This window comes from Verrucomicrobium sp. BvORR106, assembly GCF_000739655.1.
Taxonomy (GTDB): domain Bacteria; phylum Verrucomicrobiota; class Verrucomicrobiia; order Verrucomicrobiales; family Verrucomicrobiaceae; genus Verrucomicrobium.
In genome coordinates, this window is the sequence record NZ_BATR01000068.1 from 1 (window position 1) to 967 (window position 967).

Sequence of the window (967 nt, forward strand, 5' to 3'; positions counted from 1 at the left end):
AAGAGGTTGAGGGCTGAAGGCCCGGGGTCATTCAGGGATGCTCGTCGTGGGCAGGCTTGATGAGGCCGGGCCTTCAGCCCTCAAGGGATATTTGGTCACCTATTCCTTGGGCGTTGCCCAAGGCTGGTATCACGCCGGACCTTCGGCCCTCATGAGCCTGCACAATCAGCCGACCGTGAAATGGATGCGCCGCAGCGTCTCTCCTTCGCGCTCGGGGCATATTCCTTTTCCCTGATGGCATTGGACTGAAGCGGGCACCTCCAGGTGGTTCCTTGGTGGCCACCCCAACTGCGTGCGTGGCCACCAGGGAACGGATGCCTTTCACGCGCTCAGTCGAAGTTCTTCCTCGAAGAGGATGGGGCTATAAGCCCAACGTTGAACCTTCTTCGTTTATGTGGACGGCAAAAGTAGGGTAAATCCTCAACGTTCATGAAGACCTCCCCAACTCAATCCTCCCAGAAGACCAAAGTCTCCCGTCGCAGCTATGATGAGCAGTTCAAACGTGATGCCGTGGCTCTGATCGAAGGGGGGCGCAAGATCCATCCACTTGCCAGGGAACTGGGCATCTCCCACTGGAACCTCCGTGAGTGGAAATCTCGCTACGGGACTGGCGCAGTCGCAGCTGGACTGCAAGCGCGTAGCGCGCCGCAGGCCAAGCTCGACGAAGCCAGTCCCGTAGCGATGGCCGCCGAGCTGGCCGATCTGCGCAGGGAGCTGGAAACCACAAGGCGTCAGCGCGACATTTTAAAAAAAGCCTTGGCCATTGTCTCCCAGGAAAACCCCAACTCTATGATTTGATCCCGGTCTTGCACCAGCAACTCACCGAGATGCACTTGTATGAGATCTGCCAGGCGCTGGATGTCAGCCGCAGTGGTTTGCACGCTCACCATCATAAAGCCTCGGGCCAGCGCCGGTTGCAGGATGATCTTATTGCCCGTGAACTCCATGATGCCTTTGCTGCCAGCCC

Annotated in this window: 1 protein-coding gene; it reads left to right on the forward strand. The window is 58.2% G+C overall.

Annotation, left to right across the window (positions count from 1 at the left end):
• The first annotated feature begins 429 nt into the window (after nt 1–429).
• Nucleotides 430–798 (forward strand): transposase, encoded by a 369-nt coding sequence (locus BV106_RS10425; RefSeq protein WP_038164224.1) that lies wholly within the window; start codon nt 430–432, stop codon nt 796–798.
• The last annotated feature ends 169 nt before the right edge of the window (nt 799–967 follow it).